This window comes from Mesorhizobium sp. M2A.F.Ca.ET.042.01.1.1, assembly GCF_003997405.1.
Lineage (GTDB): Bacteria > Pseudomonadota > Alphaproteobacteria > Rhizobiales > Rhizobiaceae > Mesorhizobium.
Window position 1 is genome coordinate 1 of record NZ_RZRX01000113.1, and the last position, 19,289, is coordinate 19,289.

At 63.1% G+C, this 19,289-nt stretch carries 16 protein-coding genes and 1 pseudogene; 3 read left to right on the forward strand and 14 right to left on the reverse strand.

Annotated elements, in window-relative coordinates:
- Positions 1 to 252 precede the first annotated feature (252 nt).
- The gene (locus EOA23_RS18220; protein ID WP_127305146.1) at positions 253 to 1,152 is read left to right on the forward strand and encodes a DMT family transporter; all 900 of its coding nucleotides are present in this window, start codon (positions 253 to 255) and stop codon (positions 1,150 to 1,152) included.
- A 94-nt stretch (positions 1,153 to 1,246) separates the two neighbouring features.
- Here the strand turns inward: EOA23_RS18220 and serA are convergent, their stop codons facing one another.
- The 5 genes from serA to glmM all read right to left on the reverse strand — a co-directional run bounded on the left by serA (position 1,247) and on the right by glmM (position 7,755).
- Entirely contained in the window at positions 1,247 to 2,848 is a 1,602-nt protein-coding gene (serA, locus tag EOA23_RS18225) for a phosphoglycerate dehydrogenase (protein ID WP_127305147.1), read from the reverse strand.
- A gap of 66 nt (positions 2,849 to 2,914) precedes the next feature.
- Positions 2,915 to 4,090, reverse strand: coding sequence for a phosphoserine transaminase (locus EOA23_RS18230; protein ID WP_127305148.1), 1,176 nt, complete (start codon positions 4,088 to 4,090; stop codon positions 2,915 to 2,917).
- Between the two features lie 196 nt (positions 4,091 to 4,286).
- Positions 4,287 to 5,117 carry an outer membrane beta-barrel protein gene (locus tag EOA23_RS18235; RefSeq protein WP_348628570.1) on the reverse strand — a complete coding sequence of 277 codons (831 nt, stop codon included), beginning with the start codon at positions 5,115 to 5,117 and terminating at the stop codon, positions 4,287 to 4,289.
- A 255-nt stretch (positions 5,118 to 5,372) separates the two neighbouring features.
- On the reverse strand, positions 5,373 to 6,185 hold the full coding sequence (locus EOA23_RS18240) for an outer membrane protein (protein ID WP_127305149.1): 813 nt from the start codon (positions 6,183 to 6,185) through the stop codon (positions 5,373 to 5,375).
- 217 nt (positions 6,186 to 6,402) lie between these two features.
- Entirely contained in the window at positions 6,403 to 7,755 is a 1,353-nt protein-coding gene (glmM, locus tag EOA23_RS18245) for a phosphoglucosamine mutase (protein WP_126064006.1), read from the reverse strand.
- 358 nt (positions 7,756 to 8,113) lie between these two features.
- Between glmM and EOA23_RS18250 the strand changes: the two genes are divergently transcribed.
- Complete coding sequence (locus tag EOA23_RS18250) at positions 8,114 to 8,977, forward strand: hypothetical protein (protein WP_127305150.1); 864 nt, start codon at positions 8,114 to 8,116, stop codon at positions 8,975 to 8,977.
- 237 nt (positions 8,978 to 9,214) lie between these two features.
- A complete protein-coding gene (locus tag EOA23_RS18255) occupies positions 9,215 to 9,667 on the forward strand; it encodes a hypothetical protein (RefSeq protein WP_126064004.1) in 453 nt (150 codons plus the stop codon).
- Between the two features lie 527 nt (positions 9,668 to 10,194).
- Here EOA23_RS18255 and ftsH read toward each other — a convergent pair.
- From ftsH to EOA23_RS18305, 9 genes and pseudogenes are all read right to left on the reverse strand, one after another.
- Positions 10,195 to 12,129, reverse strand: coding sequence for an ATP-dependent zinc metalloprotease FtsH (ftsH, locus tag EOA23_RS18265; RefSeq protein WP_127305152.1), 1,935 nt, complete (start codon positions 12,127 to 12,129; stop codon positions 10,195 to 10,197).
- Between the two features lie 104 nt (positions 12,130 to 12,233).
- Positions 12,234 to 13,628, reverse strand: coding sequence for a tRNA lysidine(34) synthetase TilS (gene tilS, locus EOA23_RS18270; protein WP_245474239.1), 1,395 nt, complete (start codon positions 13,626 to 13,628; stop codon positions 12,234 to 12,236).
- Positions 13,622 to 14,764: a tol-pal system protein YbgF gene (gene ybgF, locus EOA23_RS18275; RefSeq protein WP_127305153.1), complete on the reverse strand. Its 1,143-nt coding sequence runs from the start codon at positions 14,762 to 14,764 to the stop codon at positions 13,622 to 13,624. The genes tilS and ybgF overlap by 7 nt, the downstream gene beginning before the upstream one ends.
- A gap of 220 nt (positions 14,765 to 14,984) precedes the next feature.
- Positions 14,985 to 15,491: a peptidoglycan-associated lipoprotein Pal gene (gene pal, locus EOA23_RS18280; protein ID WP_042645746.1), complete on the reverse strand. Its 507-nt coding sequence runs from the start codon at positions 15,489 to 15,491 to the stop codon at positions 14,985 to 14,987.
- 244 nt (positions 15,492 to 15,735) lie between these two features.
- Complete coding sequence (locus EOA23_RS18285; protein ID WP_127305154.1) at positions 15,736 to 16,113, reverse strand: four helix bundle protein; 378 nt, start codon at positions 16,111 to 16,113, stop codon at positions 15,736 to 15,738.
- Between the two features lie 50 nt (positions 16,114 to 16,163).
- Positions 16,164 to 17,477 (reverse strand): Tol-Pal system beta propeller repeat protein TolB, encoded by a 1,314-nt coding sequence (gene tolB / locus EOA23_RS18290; protein ID WP_126064002.1) that lies wholly within the window; start codon positions 17,475 to 17,477, stop codon positions 16,164 to 16,166.
- Between the two features lie 40 nt (positions 17,478 to 17,517).
- Positions 17,518 to 18,669, reverse strand: coding sequence for a TonB family protein (locus tag EOA23_RS18295; protein WP_127305155.1), 1,152 nt, complete (start codon positions 18,667 to 18,669; stop codon positions 17,518 to 17,520).
- 7 nt (positions 18,670 to 18,676) lie between these two features.
- Entirely contained in the window at positions 18,677 to 19,138 is a 462-nt protein-coding gene (tolR, locus tag EOA23_RS18300; protein ID WP_042645743.1) for a protein TolR, read from the reverse strand.
- A 9-nt stretch (positions 19,139 to 19,147) separates the two neighbouring features.
- Positions 19,148 to 19,289: pseudogene (locus EOA23_RS18305) on the reverse strand (protein TolQ); the annotation flags it as partial.

The window sequence follows — 19,289 nt, forward strand, 5'->3', positions numbered from 1 at the left end:
CCTCTATAGCGTCAAGCGCCGGCCGGCGCGACCCTTTCTTTGCCGCCGAAACCATCCCTGGAACATGATTTGAAAAGCGGGAGCCGGCTTTCGGAACCCGATCGTGCTCCAGGAGTTGGATCGGGATGACGATGCCGGCGAAGCCTCGTCCCGATCAGGCATAACAAATTCCAGCTTTCGCATCATTTACTTGCCGCCGCCGCCACTCTAGGCCGGCCTGAACCCGCGAACATCCCTGCAGGCCGATCCCTCATGCACCGAGCCGCCTATCTGTTCCTTCTGTCGACCATGCTGTTGTGGGGCGGCAATTCGGTCGCGGGCGAGCTTGCCGTCGGCCATGTCTCGCCGATGACGCTGGTGTTCCTGCGCTGGGTGATGGCGGTGCTGATCCTGCTGCCCGTCGGCTGGCGGACGCTGCGCGAGGACTGGCCCGAAGTGCGCAGCCACTGGAAACTGCTTGCCGGCCTCGGCGCGTGCGGCTTCACCATCTTCAACGTCATCTTCTACACCGCGCTCAACTACACAACCGCTATCAACGTCTCGATCGAGCAGGCGGCCATCCCGATCGTCATCATCCTTGCCAATTTCATGTTCTTCCGGCTGCGCGTGCGGCCTCTGCAGATCCTCGGCGTCGTGCTCACCATCGTCGGCGTCGCGCTGACCGCAAGCCATGGCGATCTCGGCCAGCTCTTGAAGCTCGACCTCAACTTCGGCGACGCCATCATGCTTGTCGCTGTGCTTTGCTACAGCCTCTATTCGGTTGGGCTGCGCCTCAGGCCCGCAATCCGCTGGCAGAGTTTCATGCTGGCGCTGTCGATCGCCGCGCTGCTGATCTCCCTGCCCTTCGTCATCTGGGAGATTGCGGCCGGCCGCGCCGTCATGCCGGACGCAAGCGGATGGGCGCTCACGCTCTATACGGCGCTCGGCGCCTCGGTCGTCTCGCAGGTCCTCTACATCAAGGGCAACGAGCTGATCGGCGCCAACCGGGCCGGCCTGTTCATCAACCTGGTGCCGATCTTCGGCACGCTGCTTTCGGTGCTGATCGTCGGCGAGCAGTTTCAGCCCTATCAGGCCTTCGCGCTGGCTCTTGTCCTCGGCGGCATTGCCCTTGCCGAATACAGCGGCAGCAGAGCGGCACTGCAGGCGGGATGATATCTCCCGAGCACGCGTCAAGCAGCCGTTGGCGATGGCTGTACTATCAGCGCCTCGCCTGACGATGCAGGCGGGGCGTCTTCATTTTCAACGTTCACTCGGCGCCGACGTCGAAGCGCAGCCGCTTCGCCGAGTCGATCGACTTGTGCGCGCGCACCTGTTCCAGCACCTTTTCCGGGAACGGCGCGTCGAGATAAAGCAGCGCGATCGCATCGCCGCCCGGCCGGTTGCGGCCGAGCTGGAAGTTGGCGATGTTGACGCCGTTCTCGCCGCACACCGTGCCGAGCAGGCCGATGATGCCGGGCGCATCGGCATTAGTCGTGTAGAGCATGTGCTGGCCGACTTCGGCGTCGAGATTGATGCCCTTAATCTGGATGAAGCGCGGCTTGCCGTCGGAGAAGCAGGTGCCGGCGATCGAGCGCGTCATGTGCTCGGTCTTGACCGTCAGCTTGATATAGCCGTCGAACACGCCCGACTTGTCGCGCTTGACCTCGGCGACGATGATGCCGCGTTCCTTCACCATGATCGGCGCCGACACCATGTTGACGTCGGAGACTTGCGGCCGGATCAGGCCGGCAAGGGCGGCGCTCACCAGCGCGCGCGTGTTCATCGTCGCGGTCGAGCCGTCGAACAGGATCTCGACCTCCTTGATCGGATCCTCGGTGACCTGGCCGACGAAGGCGCCGAGCACCTCGGCAAGCTTGACGAAGGGCTTGAGCCTCGGCGCTTCCTCGGCGGTGATCGAAGGCATGTTGATGGCGTTGGAGACGGCGCCATTGATGAGATAGTCGCTCATCTGCTCGGCGACCTGCAGCGCGACATTCTCCTGAGCCTCGGTGGTCGAGGCGCCGAGATGCGGTGTCGCCACGACATTCTCCATGCCGAACAGCGGGTTGTTCTCCGCCGGCTCGACCTCGAATACGTCGATGCCCGCGCCCGCCACCTTGCCGCTCTTCAGCGCCGCGACCAGATCGGCCTCGACGACCAGGCCGCCACGCGCGCAATTGATGATGCGCACGCCGTCCTTCATCTTGGCGATCGCGGCCGCGTCGATGATGTTGCGCGTCTTCTCGGTCAGTGGCGTGTGCAGCGTGATGAAGTCGGCGCGGGCGAAGAGCTCGTCGAGCTCGACCTTCTGGACGCCGAGCTCCTCGGCGCGGCTGTCCGACAGGAACGGATCGAAGGCGATAACATGCATCTTCAATCCGACGCCGCGCGTGGCGACGATCGAGCCGATATTGCCGCAGCCGATCACGCCCAACGTCTTGCTGGTGATCTCGACGCCCATGAAGCGGTTCTTTTCCCATTTTCCCGCATGGGTCGAGGCATTGGCTTCCGGGATCTGCCGCGCCAGCGCGAAGATCATCGCCACCGCATGCTCGGCCGTGGTGATCGAATTGCCGAAAGGCGTGTTCATCACGATGATGCCCTTGCGGCTGGCGGCCGGGATATCGACATTGTCGACGCCGATGCCGGCGCGGCCGACGACCTTGAGCCTGGTTGCCGCATTGATCAGCTTCTCGGTGACCTTGGTCGCCGAGCGAATGGCGAGGCCGTCATATTGGTCGATCACCTCGAGCAGCTTTTCCTTGTCCTTGCCGAGGTCGGGCAGGTAGTCGACCTCGATGCCGCGATCCTTGAAGATCTGCACGGCGGTGGTTGAAAGTTTATCCGAAACGAGAACGCGGGGCGCCATCACGGCCTCCTTGAAGGGAATTGGATGTGTCGGGAAATGGTGGCGGCCCGCAGGCCGCCACGGATTTCAGGCCGCCGCCTTGAGCGACGCCTTCTGCGCGGCGAAGGCCCAGTCGAGCCAGGGCAGCAGCGCTTCGAGATCGGCGGTCTCGACGGTGGCGCCGCACCAGATGCGCAGCCCGGGCGGCGCGTCGCGATAGGAGCCGATGTCGTAGGCGACACCTTCCTTGTCGAGCGCCGAGACGAGGCCCTTGGCGAAGGCCGCCTGACCGTCGGCATCGAGCGCCGCGATATCCGGATCGGTGAAGGACAGGCACACGGACGTGTTCGAGCGTGTTGCCGGATCGACGGCCAGATGGCCGAGCCACGACGACTTGCCAACGAACCGGTCGAGCACCGCGGCATTGGCGTCGGCGCGGGCAATCAGCGCTTCCAGGCCGCCGATCGACTTCGCCCAGTGCAGCGCATCGAGATAATCCTCGACGCACAGCATCGACGGCGTGTTGATGGTCTCGCCCTTGAAGATGCCCTCGATCAGCTTGCCGCCCGAGGTCAGGCGGAAAATCTTCGGCAGCGGCCAGGCCGGCTTGTAGGTCTCCAGCCGCTCGACGGCGCGGGGCGACAGGATCAGCATGCCGTGCGCGCCTTCGCCACCCAGCACCTTCTGCCAGGAGAAGGTGACGACATCGAGTTTTTCAAAGTCGAGCCTTTGCGCGAAGGCGGCGGACGTCGCGTCGCAAATGGTCAAGCCCTTGCGGTCCGCGGGAATGAAATCGCCGTTCGGCACGCGCACGCCGGAGGTCGTGCCGTTCCAGGTGAAGACCACGTCGCGATCGAAATCGATCTGCTTGAGGTCGGGCAGCTGGCCGTAGCCGGCCTCGAACTTGCGCACGTCGGCGAGCTTGAGCTGCTTGACGACATCCGTCACCCAGCCGGAGCCGAAGCTTTCCCAGGCGACCATGTCGACACCGCGCTCGCCGAGCAGCGACCACAGCGCCATCTCAACGGCGCCGGTGTCGGACGCCGGCACGATGCCGATGCGATAGCCGGCGGGGACCTTGAGGATGTCGCGCGTCAGCTCGATCGCCTGTTCGAGCTTGCTCTTGCCGATCTTGGCGCGATGGGAGCGCCCTAGCGCGGCCTTCGAGAGCGCCTCGGCCGACCAGCCGGGACGTTTTGCGCAGGGACCTGAGGAGAAATTGGGGTTTGCCGGACGGAGTCCGGGCTTGGTAGGTGTCGTCATCGTGGTCTATCCTTCCAGATAGTGGCCCCTCGTTGGGGAGGGGTGGCCCACGGACGGCGATATGCGTTTAGACTTTCGGCGTCAAGAGCAAAGTTTTTGTCGCTGTCGGGATATTTGCTCGCGAAAAGCAATGCCGCAAAAAGCAGACGTCGGGACTGAAGAGAACCGCCGTCTGCGGTTTTTGCTGCCGTCTGCGCTACCAAAGATCATAACGCAGTCCGAGCTTGACGGTCTGGAAGTTCACACCCTTGTGAACGTTGAAGAGCCCGTTATCATAGGCGACATATTTGGCGCTCGGAACTGAGAGATACTCATAGCCGAGGTCGACCGAAACGTTTCTGGTCATCTGGTACGAAAGGCCGGCCGCCAGCGAATAGGCAAAGTCATAGCTCGCCTTCGAACTGACCTGCCCGTCATAGCCGGCGGGGTCATCGCAGTTGAATTGCGTCGTGGTGGTGGTGCCGTTGCCGACGACGCTGCTGCTCGACGGAGCGCAATTTTTCGCGCCGATCGTGCTGGCGTACTTATCATAGACAACGCCGGCGCCGGCGCCGATATAGGGCGTGATACCTACATACGTGCCGAGATCGATATAGCCGTTGGCCATCAGGCTATAAGCTTTGTTCAGGGCGTTGCTGGAGCCCTTGCAGGGTTGAGTGGTGGGCCGAGTCGTGATTTGGCTCGTAATCGAGCCGGAGGTGTTGTCAACGACTGTCGTCGTTGTTGATCCGCTACAGGTGGTGTCTACACTGTCGCCGAACTTGTTTGACGGCAGGATTCCCAAGTTCAGATCGGCACGAAGGTAATCGTTGAAATGATAGCCCATGCCGACGCTAGCATCGAACAACGTCCGGCTGTGCGAAAAGCCCGGATTGTTGCTGGTCTCGTCAAACGGATGGCTGAAGGCATAACCGACATCGCCGCGCAGGTACCAGCCCGAGCCGACCTCGACCGGCTGGTAGTCCGGCGCCTGGTCGACATAGATCGGCGGGTCGTAGTCGGCTGACAAAGCCTGTGTCGCCGGCATCAGCACGATTGAGGCGAGCGCCAGTGCGATACGCGATTTTGATATCATGGTCCCCGGCTCCTGAAGTTGGCGCCAGTCGCGAGCGCGAGCAGAGCTGCCGTTTCAAGAAGCATTGTTAACCATAGTGGTTAAGTGCCGGTTAAGGATAACAGCCAGTTACCGAATTGATTTCGATCGATATTTACCGGCGTCGCATAAAACGAAAGCCGCCCGGCTGATGCCGGGCGGCTTTGAGTTCCAGGATTCAAGAAGCGATTACTTGGTGTAGATCGGCTCCGGTTCCGGCTGATAGGCGACCGGTTCCGCGCAGCCATTGTTGCCGCCGAACTGGTAGCGCAGGCCGCCGCGCACTTCGTGCGTGTTGATGCCGTGGTCGAAACCTGGCCCGGAACTGCTCGTATCAAACTCGAACATGCGGCCGCCCTCGATGTGCGTGAAGCGGTACCCGGCGTCGAGGATCACCCTGTCGGTCAGGCAGTAGGACGCGCCAGCCATAAGCGCGTAAGCGAAGCGCCAGTTGGACGAGCCAGGATTGGTCTCGGTGGTGTTCGGATCATGGACCGTGTCCCATTTGACGTGCGCACCACCGATGCCGGCGCCGACATAAGGCGTGATGCCGTGCCAGGTACCGATGTCGACATAGGCATTGGCGAGCAGCAGCAGGGCGCTCATTTTCGAAACTTCGGTCGACGTTGTAATCAGATCCGAGGTCTGGCCGTTGAAGTTCGACTTGAACCAGTAATCTGCGGTCAGGTCGGTGCGGAGATAGTTGTTGATCTTGTAGCCAACACCACCGCCGAGCGAGAAGCCGCCCTTCAGATGGCCGAAATCGAAATCATTGCTGCCGGGCGGCGGCCCGTATGTAATATAGTCAATGCTGCCGAGATCCGATTTGTGATAATCGATGTCGCCGCGGATATACCAGCCGCCGACATCGATCGGCTGCTGTTCGACGACCGGCGGCGGCGCCTCTTCGACCTGCGGTTCGGGGAGGTCGGCCGCGAAGAGCGGTCCGGCCGAGCCCGCGAACAGCACGGCAAGCAATGCCATTCTTGCTGTCTTGAACATTCTGTCACCCCTAAGAAGCCTCGGGACGACACCCGCCCGAAGATGATTGACCTCGGGTTTGGATAATGAATTGCAAAGGTTAAAAGCCGTTTAACCGTACCGATTAACCACGAATCTATACAATTTTAGAGGGAACCCCGTTGTCCGGGAGGCCTGCCCTCGACGAAAAAGCCCGCCTGACGGCGGGCTCGATGACCTTGAAGCTCGGCAACCGGCTTCAGGCGGCGCTGCGGGTTTCCTGGAGGATGCCCACGATGTCGTTGACGACCGCCTCGACCAGTTGCGGGTCGTCGCCCTCGGCCATGACGCGGATCAGCGGCTCGGTGCCGGATGGCCGGATGACGAGGCGGCCGGACGTGCCGAGCCGGTTGCGCCCTTCTTCGATCGCCGCCTTGACCGGCGCTTCCTCCAGCGGCTTGCCCCCGGAGATGCGGACGTTCTTGAGAAGCTGGGGCACCGGCTCGAACTTCTTCGACAATTCGCTGACCGGGCGGTTCTGCCGCTTGATGCAGGCGAGCACCTGCAGAGCCGAGACCAGACCGTCTCCCGTGGTCGAGAAATCGGAAAGCACGATGTGGCCGGACTGCTCGCCGCCGACATTCAAGCCATGCGCGCGCATATGTTCGACCACATAGCGGTCGCCCACCTTGGTGCGATGCAGCTGCAGCTTCATGTCGCCGAGGAAGCGCTCCAGGCCGAGATTGGACATCACGGTGGAAACGACTCCGCCGCCGGCCAGCCTTCCGCTCTGGTGCCAGGATTCGGCGATCAGTGCCATGATCTGGTCGCCGTCGACGATCGCTCCGTTCTCGTCGACGATGACCACGCGGTCGGCGTCGCCGTCGAGCGCGATGCCGATGTCGGCGCGCACCTCATGCACCTTCTTCTGCAGGCCGGCCGGATGGGTCGAGCCGCACTCCTTATTGATGTTGAAGCCGTTCGGCTCGACATTGATCGCCACCACCTCGGCGCCGAGCTCCCACAGCGCCTCGGGCGCCACCTTGTAGGAAGCGCCGTTCGCGCAATCGACGACGATCCGCAGACCCGAGAGCGACATCGAGCGGGGCAGCGTGCGCTTGGCGAATTCGATATAGCGGTCATGCACTCCGTCGACGCGCTTGGCCCGGCCGAGCCCGTCGGAATCGGCGAGCGCCAGCTCGATGTCCTTGTCGAGCATGCCTTCGATGCGCTCCTCGATCTCGTCGGAGAGCTTGTAGCCGTCGGGACCGAACAGCTTGATGCCGTTGTCGTAATAAGGGTTGTGCGAGGCCGAGATCATCACGCCGATGTCGGCGCGCAACGAGCGCACCAGCATGGCGACGGCAGGCGTCGGGATCGGGCCGAGCAGGAAGACGTCCATGCCGGCGGCGCACAGGCCGGCAACCATGGCGTTCTCGATCATGTAGCCGGAAAGCCGCGTATCCTTGCCGAGCACGACGCGGTGACGATGATTGCCGCGCTGGAACGAAAGCCCAGCGGCCATGCCGACGCGCATGGCGACCTCGGCCGTCATCGGAAATTTGTTGGCGCGTCCGCGAATACCGTCCGTGCCGAAATACTGACCTGCCATATCCTTACAGTCCCCGTCGGTTTTCAGCAGGCCCGTATTGCCACAATTGGGCCGCATCCGATCATCAAATTTCGTGATTGTATATTACCAATCCTTAGAAAAACATTGTCGCAGGCGGTGCAAGTGGTTCGACGGCCTATCACCACCTTTGACTTGGCGGCGCTACACCTGCCCACGCGAGGCTTTTCGGAGCCTGGAAACTTTGGCTGGCGGCGAACCCGCAAGCAATTCATCACCTTATCAGGAGCAACACACTTTGTGACGGGTCCCGCGCCGGATGCATCTGGCGCAACCGGACATTGAGAGCTATTGATTTGGCATAGGGACACCTATTGGCGGCAGCAAGGGAGAAAACGCCATGCTTATTCATAGACTTGCAGCTTTGACGGGTCTCGCCGTCGCAACCTTGTTCATGGCGGCGCCGGCCAACGCGCTGACCATGGCCGAGTGCAGCACCAAGTATAATGCGGCCAAGGATGCGGGAACGCTTGCCGGCCAGACCTGGAACCAGTTCCGCAAGGCGCAGTGCGGCAGCGATGCTTCCGCCGCGACCGACACCAAGGCGGCCACCGACACCAAGGCTGCGACCGACACGAAGGCCGCCGACACCAAGACGACGACCAAGAAGGCAAAGGCCGCCGCCGCCGACGCGACCAAGGGCCTGAGCTCCAAGGAATGCAGCGCCAAGTACCAGGCGGCAAAATCCGCCGGCACGCTCAACGGCATGAAGTGGAATGACTTCCGCAAGGCCGAGTGCGGCCCTGGCGCAACCGCCGCGGCTGCCACCGCGCCCGCGGCTGAAACCAAGCCGGCCAAAACCTCGACCGCGGCTGCCGCCGGCGGCAAGGGCCTGACCATGGCGGAATGCAGCACCAAGTACCAGGCCGCGAAGACCGCCAACAAGCTCAACGGCATGAAGTGGAACGACTTCCGCAAGGCGGAGTGCGGTGCCGGCGCCGATGACGACGACACAGTGCCGGCTCCGACGGAGGCCACCTACACCAGCGAGCCGGCGAAGCCGACGGTCGCAGCGCCGAAGGGCGTGAGCTTCCCGAAGGCGATCTCGCCGAAATTCGCCACCGAGAACCCGGGTAAGGGCCGCATGCACACCTGCCTTGAGCAGTACTACGCCAACAAGGACGCCAACACGCTGAACGGCCTGAAGTGGATCCAGAAGGGTGGCGGCTTCTACAGCCTCTGCAATGCCAAGCTGAAGAGCTGATCGCCTAGTTATTCAAGAGAAAAGGCCCGCGCATCGCAAGATGCGTGGGCTTTTTTGTACAGGCGAAGACGCCCGCGGCCTTGCTCTATCTGCATATGGCGGGACTGCCGGCATCGTCGATTTGCCCACACTGCCCACCGCCAGGCTCATGGGTAGCTCGCAAAAATTCCAGTTGAACATACAGGGAACAAACAGTATACAAAAGACGTCTAACTTATCATCAATCAGGAGGGTCTTATGTTCAATTTGAAATTGGCGGCGTTGGCTGTGACGGCACTGGTCGCTTGGAGCGCCTCACCTGCGAGCGCACTGACGATGAAGGAATGCGGCGAGACCTATCAGGCAGCCAAGGAAGGCGGCACTCTGAACGGCATGGACTGGGCCGCTTTCCGCAAGGAGAAATGCGCCACGTCCGCCGCGGAGAGTGTCAGCGCGGATTCGGTCAAAACCGCGGAGCCAGCAGAAAAAGACACCAGCGCGGCGGTCACCCCCACTGTGGCGCCGGCGGGTGTGACATTCCCGACCACCCTCGCCGCCGAGTTCAAGACCGAAAAGCCCGCGAAGGCCAGGATGAAGACCTGCCTGCAGGGTTACCACGACAACAAGGAGGCGGGTACGTTGAACGGCCTTCGTTGGATCCAGAAGGGCGGCGGCTACTACAGCCTCTGCAATGCCAAGCTGAAGAGCTGATCGCTTAGCCTCTTCCTTTTTGTTGGATAGCTTCAAAAGTCACGTCCTCGGCTCCTTTAAAACGCTCAAAGATCGGCTGCTTCGGAGTCTTCTTTCTTTCGACGCTTGCGATTGGCGAAAGCCGGCGTGACGGCCAATCTCCCCCCTTGTGGTGGAGATGTCCGGCAGGACAGAGGGGGGCGCGAAGGAACTCGACGCTCACAGGACGAAGGTTCCTCGTCCCACGAAAGTGGGGAGAGGTGGCTCGGCGAAGCCGAGGCGGAGAGGGAAGCGCCCTGCGAAGGCCCCCTCCGTCCGCTTCGCGGCCACCTCTCCCCCGCCTTCGGTTGGGGCGAGGAACCAAAGCTTTGATACGCCGGCGGGACAGCGCCCCTCTGCCCTGCCGGGCCTTTCTCCCACAAAAAGGGAGATTGGCTGCCCCACCGCTTTCGCCAATCACCAGCGCAAGTCAGCCAAACCTCCGGTGCGCCCAAAAAGCAAAACGCCGCGGTTTGATCCGCGGCGTTCGTTGTGAGCATTCACAGTCCTCAGCTTGACGGCTGCGGTTCCATGCCGCCTTCGGGCTCAGGACCCTTCTTGCGGCGGCCGCCCGTGCCGGCCTTCGGCACCGCAGAGCCCCGGCTGGGCGGGGCGTCGTCGCCGAGGTCGCGGGCGGGGTTGTGCCCTGCGATCAACTGCTTGATCTCTTCGCCCGACAGCGTCTCGTATTCGAGCAGCCCTTCGGCGAGCGCGATCCATTCCTTCTTCTTCTTGGTCAGTACCGACTTCGCGGTCGAATAGGCGTCGTCGATCAGCCGCCGCACCTCGGCGTCGATGATCTGCGCCGTCTCTTCCGAGATGTTCTGCTGGCGCGCCACCGAGTGGCCGAGGAAGACCTCTTCCTGGTTGTCGCCATAGGCGACATGGCCGAGCTTGTCGGAGAAGCCCCAGCGCGTGACCATGGCGCGCGCCAGCTTGGTCGCCTGCTCGATGTCGGAGGAGGCCCCCGACGTGATGTTCTCCTTGCCGAACTTGAACTCCTCGGCGACGCGGCCACCCATCATGATCGCTAGCCTGGAGATCATGTATTTGTAGCTCATCGAATAGCGGTCGCCTTCCGGCAGCTGCATGACCATGCCGAGCGCGCGGCCTCGCGGGATGATGGTCGCCTTGTGCAGCGGGTCCGCCGTCGGCACGTTGAGCGCCAGGATGGCGTGGCCGGCCTCGTGATAGGCGGTCAGCTCCTTCTCGGCCTGCGTCATCGCCGACGAACGGCGCTCCGCGCCCATCATGATCTTGTCCTTGGCGTCCTCGAACTCGGCCATGGTGACCAGCCGCTTGTTGCGGCGCGCCGCCATCAGCGCGGATTCGTTGACGAGGTTCATCAGGTCGGCGCCGGAGAAGCCCGGCGTGCCGCGCGCGATGACCTTGAGGTCGACATTGGGCGCCAGCGGCACGTTGCGGACATGCACCTTGAGGATCTTCTCGCGGCCGACGATGTCGGGGTTCGGCACCACGACCTGCCGGTCGAAGCGGCCGGGCCTCAGCAGCGCCGGGTCCAACACGTCGGGCCGGTTGGTGGCGGCGATCAGGATGATCGACTCGTTCGACTCGAAGCCGTCCATCTCGACCAGCAGCTGGTTCAGCGTCTGCTCGCGCTCGTCATTGCCGCCGCCGAGACCGGCGCCGCGATGACGGCCGACCGCGTCGATCTCGTCGATGAAGATGATGCAGGGCGCGTTCTTCTTGGCCTGGTCGAACATGTCGCGCACGCGGCTCGCGCCGACGCCGACGAACATCTCGACGAAGTCCGAGCCGGAGATGGTGAAGAACGGCACATTGGCCTCGCCGGCGACCGAGCGGGCGAGCAGCGTCTTGCCGGTGCCGGGCGGGCCGACCAGCAGCACGCCGCGCGGGATCTTGCCGCCGAGGCGCTGGAACTTCTGCGGATCGCGCAGGAACTCGACGATCTCTTCGAGGTCTTCCTTGGCTTCGTCGACGCCGGCGACATCCTGGAAGGTGACGCGGCCATGCGCCTCCGTCAGAAGCTTGGCCTTCGACTTGCCGAAGCCCATCGCTCTTCCGGAGCCGGACTGCATCTGGCGCATGAAGAATATCCACACGCCGAGGATCAGGATCATCGGCAGCCACGAAATCAGGTAGCCGAACAGCGAGTTGGAGCCGTCGGTCTCAGGCTTGGCGGTGATGGTGACGTTCTTGTCCTGCAGCCTGGAAACCAGCGACGGGTCGCCCGGCGAATAAGTCTGGAAGCCGTTGGCGTTGTCCGTGTAGTTGCCGAAGACGCGGGCACCCGCGATGGTCACGCTCTTGACCCGGCCGGAGGCGACGTCCTGCAGGAACTGCGAATAGGGAATATCCGTCGTTGCACCGCGCGTCTGGGGCGTCTGGAACAGATTGAACAGGGCGATGAGCAGGACCGCTATGATCGCCCAGAGCGCGAGGTTGCGATAGTTCGGATTCATCTATTGTCCCGTTGGAGCCCGTCTGCGGACCCGCGATGATGGAGAAGCTTGGGCCTAACATAGGGAGAGCGCCTCCCCTTGCCAAGCAGAACAGCACGTATCGGTTAAGCTTTCGCCCACCCTCGCCCACCATCATGGCCACGGAATGGCGGCGCCGGCACCGGCGGCGCTCCGACAAGCATCGCGACGGCGGTGGCGGGTTCAATGTCGAAGCAAGGCAGGAAGCGCGCGAAAGGGGCAACCGCCGGAACGATAGACACCGATTGCGGGCCGGCATCGCCCCCAGCGAAATCAAGGTGTTTGCCGCCGGACCATAGCGTTGGCTCCGCAGCAAGCGCCGCGCGTGAAAGGCTTTGTGGAACATCCTCGCTGAAGGGCGCTTTACTGGCGGCGGCACGGCCCAGCGGCGCGATCACCAAGTCGCCCGGCCCGTCTTTCAAAGTGATGCGGTCATCCAAGATGACGCGCCGGCGGTTGTCCCAAAGCCAATTGTCCGCCGGCGGCGCGGGGGCGGGCAGATTGCGGCTTTCGCGGCGAAGGAAAATGCCTGTACGGCGCGCATCGACCACCGTCCGCGACAATGTGGCGCAAAGCGATCCCAGCTGCAGGCGGGAAAGCAGCTCAGCACAGCGCGCCTCGTCGGCGAGAAAGGACATGCCGCCAACCGTGGCCAGCAGGATGCGCAGCACGTAAACGGCCGCTTGGCCGTCCTCATGCCCGGCGAAATCGCGATCGAGGCGGATGAGACCCGGAACCGGTCTGCTGGCGAACGCGTCGATGAGCTTGGCGGCGCGGCGACCGATGTCGTGGCGCTCGCGTGCCGCCTGGGCGGACAGCGCCAGCGCCTCGGCAATGCGCCGTTCGCCTTCGCCCTGCGCGAGCGCCGCGCGCATGCGCGGCCGCTCGAAGCGGGCATCCACATTGGTCGGATCCTCGATCCAGCCGACGTCGCGATGCCGCAGCATGTCGCGCAACGCAGCGCGCCTGGTGCCGAGCAGCGGCCGGACGATCCAGGTGCGCCAGTCATGCAGCGTGGCGGGCGCCATGCCGGCAAGGCCACGGCCGTCATCGTCGCGCGCCTGGCGCATCAGCACCGTCTCGGCCTGATCGTCGGCGGTGTGGCCGGTCAGGGTCAGCTTGATGCCTTCGGCGTCGGCTGCTTGCGCCAGCAGCCTGTAGCGCGCCTCGCGCGCGGCGGCCGCCAGCCCGCTCGCGGGCTTGTCGCCGCGCCAGGCGAGAATGCGATGCGCGATGCCGCACTCGGCGCAGAAATCGGCAACCTGCCGCGCCTCGGTGGCCGAATCCGGCCGCAAGCCATGATCGATCGTCACCGCGAGCAGCCTGGCGGCCGGTGCGGTCCGGTCGAAATGATCTTTAAGAAGGAGGAGCAGGGCGGTCGAGTCGCTGCCGCCGGACACGGCTGCAACGGCGCCGGTCGAAAAGTCCAGGTCGAAGAAAAGGCGGTCTGAGAGGTTGGCTTTGGTATCGGGCGTCAGCACGCCGCCAGTGCCTTTTCCTGCTTGATGCGTTCCTTGAGCGTGCCGGAAACGTCCGGATAGCGCTTGCCGATCTCGTTGAAGGTGGCGCAGGCCACGTCGTTCTGCTTCAGCCCCACCAGCGAGACGCCGAGCTTGAGCAGCATGTCGGGCGCCTTCTTGGCCTTCGGATAGTCCTTGCTGGCGGCCAGGAAGATCTCCGCCGCATCACGGTACTTCTGCTGACCAAGCAGCGACTCGCCCAGCCAGTAATGCGCGTCCGCCGCCTTGGCGTCCTTGGGGAAGCGGGAGATATGGTCACGAAAACCCTGCTCTGCGGTCGGGTAGTCGCCCGACAGGATGAACTGGTAGGAATTGCGGTAGAGCTCGTCCGGATCGTTGGTCGATGGCAGGGCCGCGACTTGCGTGTCGCCGGACTTGTTCTTCTTGGCAGGCGTTTCGGCGGACGGAGCGCTTGCCGTGGCGGAGGGAGCCTGCGCCGGCGCGCTTGCCTGCGGGTCGGTCTCGGCATTGACGACATTGCCGTTCTTGTCGACGGTGATGGTGCCGAAATTCTTCGGCGGCGCGCCGGTGATCAGCTTGCCGGGGTCGCCGGTCTGCGATTCCACAATGACGTCGCCGACCGTCTTGCCGCCGCCATTTTGCCCGCCGGTGTCGGCAGGCGCCTGCGTCGCCGGGGCCTGCGCGACGCTGTTGTCCGCGCCTGCGTCGCCGGTGCCGGAATCCCCGGTGCCGGCATCGCCGAGGTTGGTATTGCCGCCGGCCTCCGACTTCTTCTGCCCGGTCGGCTTGGCGCCGCCTTGCGAACCGCCCTCGAGCTGCTGGAAGCGGAATTCATTGTCCTCCTGCTGCTTTCGGATCTGTTCCTGCATCTGCAGGATCTGGAAGTTCATCTCCTCGATCTTGCCGTTCAGCTGACGCAGCTGGTCCTCCAGACCCGTTATGCCACCGCTGTTGTCCTGCGCGACCTGGGCTTGTTCCGGCTTCTTCTTGTCGCCGAAGATGCCGAGCGTCGGCAGATGGAAGGTGAACCCGCTGTCGGAGGCCCGCGCGGCGCTGTCGGCCGAGGCGGCAAGGCTCGGGAGGCTTGATACGAGCAGCAGCGCAAGCGTGCCGCTCAGGACCGTTCTGAAGTGCATTCTGTCTCTCGCGGTGGATGTGTTGGCCTGATGCGCCTTTCCAAAATCAGACAATGGGAGCAGCGCCCTCGCGCTCATAGCAGGACGCGAGACTTCGGCCAAATTTTGTTTCAAGCCGTTGCAAATGAAAAAGGCGGCCCTGAGGCCGCCTTTGATTCTTGCGATGTTGTATTTTTGCCGCCTGTGGCGTCGCGCCAAGCGGCGGCCACGGGCCTGGTTATCAGGAACCGGCGCCCGACAGCGTGGTGACGGCGCGGCGGTTCTGCGACCAGCAGGAGATGTCGTCGCAGACCGCGACCGGACGCTCCTTGCCGTAGGAGATGGTCTTCAGGCGGCTGGCGGAGACGCCCTTGGAAACCAGGAAGTCGCGGGTGGCGGCGGCGCGGCGGGCGCCCAGGGCCAGATTGTACTCACGCGTGCCGCGCTCGTCGGCATGGCCTTCGATGACGATGGCGTACTGGCGATACTGGTTGAGCCACTGCGCCTGGCGCGCCAGCGTGGTCTGCGCGTCAGCGCGGATCGACGAGGAGTCGGTGTCGAAGAAGATGCGGTCGCCGATGTTGACGGTGAAGTCCTGCGCGGAACCCGGCGTGGCGGCGCCGGCGCCGTTGAGTCCAAGATCGGCCGCGCTGTTCGGCGTCTTCTTCGAGGCGCAACCGGTGATGGCGAGAGCCGCCACCAACGCGATCATCGCCGGGTTTCTGGTAAGTGCTGCGATACGGCCCATGCCGCCCTCTCCTTAGCATTCGAGTGATTTCGTTGATCACCCAGTAACCACGTTTGGGTTAACCGGCATTCAAGAAACACGGTTAATTTTTGGTTTCGGCCGCCGTCCTCGGCCGTTACGCATCCACGCATTTACCAAGATCGACAATGCGCGCGGACCGTAGGCGGAAATGCGGCCAAAACGCGACCAAGACGTGGAAAAGGGGAATTGAAGAATTGGGGAATTGAAGAATTGAGGAAAAGGGTCACTTCAGCCTCTCCCTCAGATTCACCAGCATTCCATAGATATGAACATAGGACTGCAGCCATTCGTCGCGCTGCGCCTGTGCGACGTAGCCAAGATCGAAGGCATAGGAAATCCACGTTTCCATTTCGCTGCACGATCCCAGAGCCATCGAAATGAACCGTGCGAATTCGGGCCTGGAGTGGGTCTGCTTGGCAAAGCCCTCAGCGAGATTGGCGCAAATCGCCTTGCTGGACCGACGCATTTGGTCCGCCAGCGCGTATTGCTCGATTTTCGGAAAAACGAGCGTGGCTCTGTGGACGTCAAGAGAAACTGCATAAGCACGCCTATAGACTTCCAAATCCTTCGCGCGCTTGATGTAGCTGCCCTCTTTCTCCATTCTTCAATTCTTCAATTCATCAGTTCTTCAATTCCTCTCCTGCCCCGCCCCTACTCCAGCAACGGCGACCAAGCCGGATCCGAAGCGTAGTTCGCCGTCGGGATCGGCTGCTCGTTGCGGCCGGTGAGATCGACCGAGACCAGCTTGGGGCCGCCGCCGGAGTCGCGGAAGAACATCAGCACGCGGCCGTTCGGCGCCCAGGTCGGGCCCTCCTGCTGGAAGCCGGAGGACAGGATGCGCTCACCCGAGCCGTCGGTCTTCATGACGCCGATCTGGAATTCGCCGCCGCTCTGCTTGGTGAAGGCGATCAGATCGCCGCGCGGCGACCAGACCGGCGTCGAATAAACGCCGTCGCCAAAGGAGATGCGGTGCGGATTGGAGCCGTCGCCACCCATGACGTAGATCTGCGAGCGGCCGCTGCCGCCGCCGCGGTCGGAGGTGAAGACGACCTGCGAGCCGTCCGGCGAATAGGACGGCGAGGTGTCGATCGCGGTCGAATCGGTGAGCCGCGTGGTCGAGCGGCTCCTCAGGTCCATGGCGAAGATGTTGGAATTGCCGTCGTCGCGCAGCAGGCTCATGATCACCTTCTGGCCGTCGGGCGAGAAGCGCGGCGCAAACGTCATGCCCGGGAAATTGCCGACCAGCTCGCGCTGCCCGGTCTCGATCTGCAAAAGATAGACCTTCGGCTGCCCGCTCTCATAGGACATGTAGGTGATTTCCTGCCGGTTCGGCGAGAAGCGCGGCGTCAGCACTATCGCGCGGCCGTCCGACAGATAGCGCACATTGGCGCCGTCCTGGTCCATGATGGCGAGCCGCTTCTTGCGCGCGTTCTTGGCGCCGGATTCGTCGACGAAGACGACGCGTGTATCGAAATAGCCTTTCTCGCCGGTGATCTTCTCGTAGATCGCATCGGCGATGATGTGGGCGACACGGCGCTGATTGGCGTCGTTGGCGAAAAACTGCTCTCCGGCCAGTTGCTGGTTGCCGAAAATATCCCACAGCCGGTACTGGGCGCGGATGCGGCCGTCCGCCTCCTTGCTGACGCTGCCGGTCACCAGCGCCTGCGCGTTGATGACTTTCCAGTCTTCATAACGGGGCGCGGCGTCGGGGTTCGTGATCTTTTCGACAAAAGCGGCCTTGTCGATCGGCGCGAACAGCCCCGACCGTTTCAGGTCGGCTGTCACGATCTCCGATATCTGCGGACCAAGCCCTCCCTGGAAATCAGGGATGGCGATAGGCATCGGCTCGACATTGCCTTTGTTGACGTTCAGCTCAAGAGTTGCCTGAGCGGGCAAGGTGGTGACAGAACTTATGCCTGCCGCCATCGCGGCGACCATCAGGAGCGGCTTGAGGATGGATTTCATGTCTTCTCGCTTCTCTTGCTGATTTTTTTGGGTGCTCAGGCTACAGGCCAAGCATCGCTCTTGGATCGAAGTTGACGCGAACGTCAGACCAGATGTCCTGCTTTCCGGCGGGAACCTGCAGACCTGCGACATCGCATTTCTGCACGGCGCGAACCGCGCTGGCGTCGAACTGGGGGTTGCCGCTGGACTTCTCGACGGTCGGGCGGCCCTCGAGCTTGCCGGAGGCATTCAGGTTGAAACGGATGACCACGGTGAAGTTTTCGGAGCCCTCGAGGCCAACCGGAAGGGTCCAGCAACCGCCGAGCTGATCCTCCAAAGCCCCTTGCTCCGACTTGGAAAGCTTCTGGCCCTGATCCTTCTCGCCGCCCAGCGAAGCCTGCTGCGTCGAGCGCTTGGCGCCGCCGCCGGACGGCTTCTGCTTGTCGAGCAGCGCGGTTATCTCGTCGGCGTTGAACTGCTTCTCGTCCGACTTCTTCTTGGAGGACGCTTCCTTCACCGGCTTTTCCGCGTCCTTGCGATCAGGCGCCTTGGCGCTCTCGGCCTGGGCAGGCTGCGGCTGCGGCTTCGGCCGTGCTTCCGGCGCGGGGGCTGAATCCGGCAGCTTCGCCTCATCCGTCGGCTGGTCCTGCGAGATCGCCTCGGCCACCGCGTCCGGCTTGACCTCTTCCTTCTGGATGGCCGCGGTCTTGTCGGGCGTCGGCGCTTCCTTCGCCGGCGTCGGCTTCGGCTCCGTCTGCTTGACCGGCTCGGGCTTGACCTCTTCCTTCGGCGTCGGTGTCGGCGCGACTTCCGTCGCGGGCGTCGGCTTCGGCTTCTCCTGCGGCTTCGGCACGTCCTCGACCGCAGGCTTTTCGGTCGGCGTCGGCGCCGGCGGCGGCGCCGCAGTCTTCTCGACCGGCTTCGGCTTGGCTTCATCCGTCACCGGCTTATCGGTGTCGACAGTGTTCTCGCCGACCTTCTGGGCATTGGGAACGACATCCGGCCGCTTCGTCGGAACAGGCGCCGGCTTGTCATGCATGACCGCCTTCTTGTCGCCCTGCAGGGTCTGGGCGATGGCCTCCATCGGCACGATATCGACCGCCACCGACTCCACATCGGAGGTCGGCATGGCCGGCGGCGACGACAGCGTGAACAGCCCGAAGGCCAGCGCCACCGCATGCAATATCACCGAAGAGGTGAGACCGGTCCGCATCTGGCGTCTACTGATCCTGTTCCTGCAGCGAGACCAGGCCGATATTCTTGTAGCCGGCCGCTGAAATGCGGGCCATGACCTTCATCGCCGTGCCGTAGTCGGTCGACTTGTCGCCGCGGATGAAGATGCGCTCGTCATAGCCGGTCTTGGAAATCGCCTGCAGCTTGGCCACCAGTTCCTCGATCGGGATCTCGGTTTCCTGCAGGAAAATCTTGCCGGCGGCGTCGATCGAGACGGTGATCGGCTGCGTATCGACATTCATCGCCTTGGCCTGCGTGTCCGGCAGATCGATCGGAACCCCGACGGTGAGCAGCGGTGCCGCGACCATGAAGATGATCAACAGCACCAGCATCACGTCGACCATCGGCGTGACGTTGATTTCCGACATCAGGCCATGGTGACGGCCACGGCGCCTATGGCCGCGTCCGCCTCGCCCCGAGCCACCTGCGCCAGCAGCAGACATCCCCATGATCGTTCCTCAGGCCTTCTGCGCTACTTTTTCATCGATTTGGCGCGAGAGTATGGCGGAGAACTCGTCCGAGAACCCTTCCATGCGCACGGCGAGCTTGTTCGCGTCCGATGACAGTTTGTTGTAGGCGATGACGGCGGGGATGGCCGCG

Bases quoted from the DNA above. Each gene is read 5' to 3' on its own strand.
- EOA23_RS18240 (WP_127305149.1), bottom strand. From the start codon at position 6,185: ATGTTCAAGACAGCAAGAATGGCATTGCTTGCCGTGCTGTTCGCGGGC.
- EOA23_RS18235 (WP_348628570.1), bottom strand. From the start codon at position 5,117: ATGCCGGCGACACAGGCTTTGTCAGCCGACTACGACCCGCCGATCTAT.
- EOA23_RS18220 (WP_127305146.1), top strand. From the start codon at position 253: ATGCACCGAGCCGCCTATCTGTTCCTTCTGTCGACCATGCTGTTGTGG.
- EOA23_RS18250 (WP_127305150.1), top strand. From the start codon at position 8,114: ATGCTTATTCATAGACTTGCAGCTTTGACGGGTCTCGCCGTCGCAACC.
- glmM (WP_126064006.1), bottom strand. From the start codon at position 7,755: ATGGCAGGTCAGTATTTCGGCACGGACGGTATTCGCGGACGCGCCAAC.
- pal (WP_042645746.1), bottom strand. From the start codon at position 15,491: ATGGGCCGTATCGCAGCACTTACCAGAAACCCGGCGATGATCGCGTTG.
- EOA23_RS18285 (WP_127305154.1), bottom strand. From the start codon at position 16,113: ATGGAGAAAGAGGGCAGCTACATCAAGCGCGCGAAGGATTTGGAAGTC.
- serA (WP_127305147.1), bottom strand. From the start codon at position 2,848: ATGGCGCCCCGCGTTCTCGTTTCGGATAAACTTTCAACCACCGCCGTG.
- EOA23_RS18230 (WP_127305148.1), bottom strand. From the start codon at position 4,090: ATGACGACACCTACCAAGCCCGGACTCCGTCCGGCAAACCCCAATTTC.
- tolB (WP_126064002.1), bottom strand. From the start codon at position 17,477: ATGAAATCCATCCTCAAGCCGCTCCTGATGGTCGCCGCGATGGCGGCA.
- ybgF (WP_127305153.1), bottom strand. From the start codon at position 14,764: ATGCACTTCAGAACGGTCCTGAGCGGCACGCTTGCGCTGCTGCTCGTA.
- EOA23_RS18255 (WP_126064004.1), top strand. From the start codon at position 9,215: ATGTTCAATTTGAAATTGGCGGCGTTGGCTGTGACGGCACTGGTCGCT.
- EOA23_RS18295 (WP_127305155.1), bottom strand. From the start codon at position 18,669: ATGCGGACCGGTCTCACCTCTTCGGTGATATTGCATGCGGTGGCGCTG.
- tolR (WP_042645743.1), bottom strand. From the start codon at position 19,138: ATGGGGATGTCTGCTGCTGGCGCAGGTGGCTCGGGGCGAGGCGGACGC.
- ftsH (WP_127305152.1), bottom strand. From the start codon at position 12,129: ATGAATCCGAACTATCGCAACCTCGCGCTCTGGGCGATCATAGCGGTC.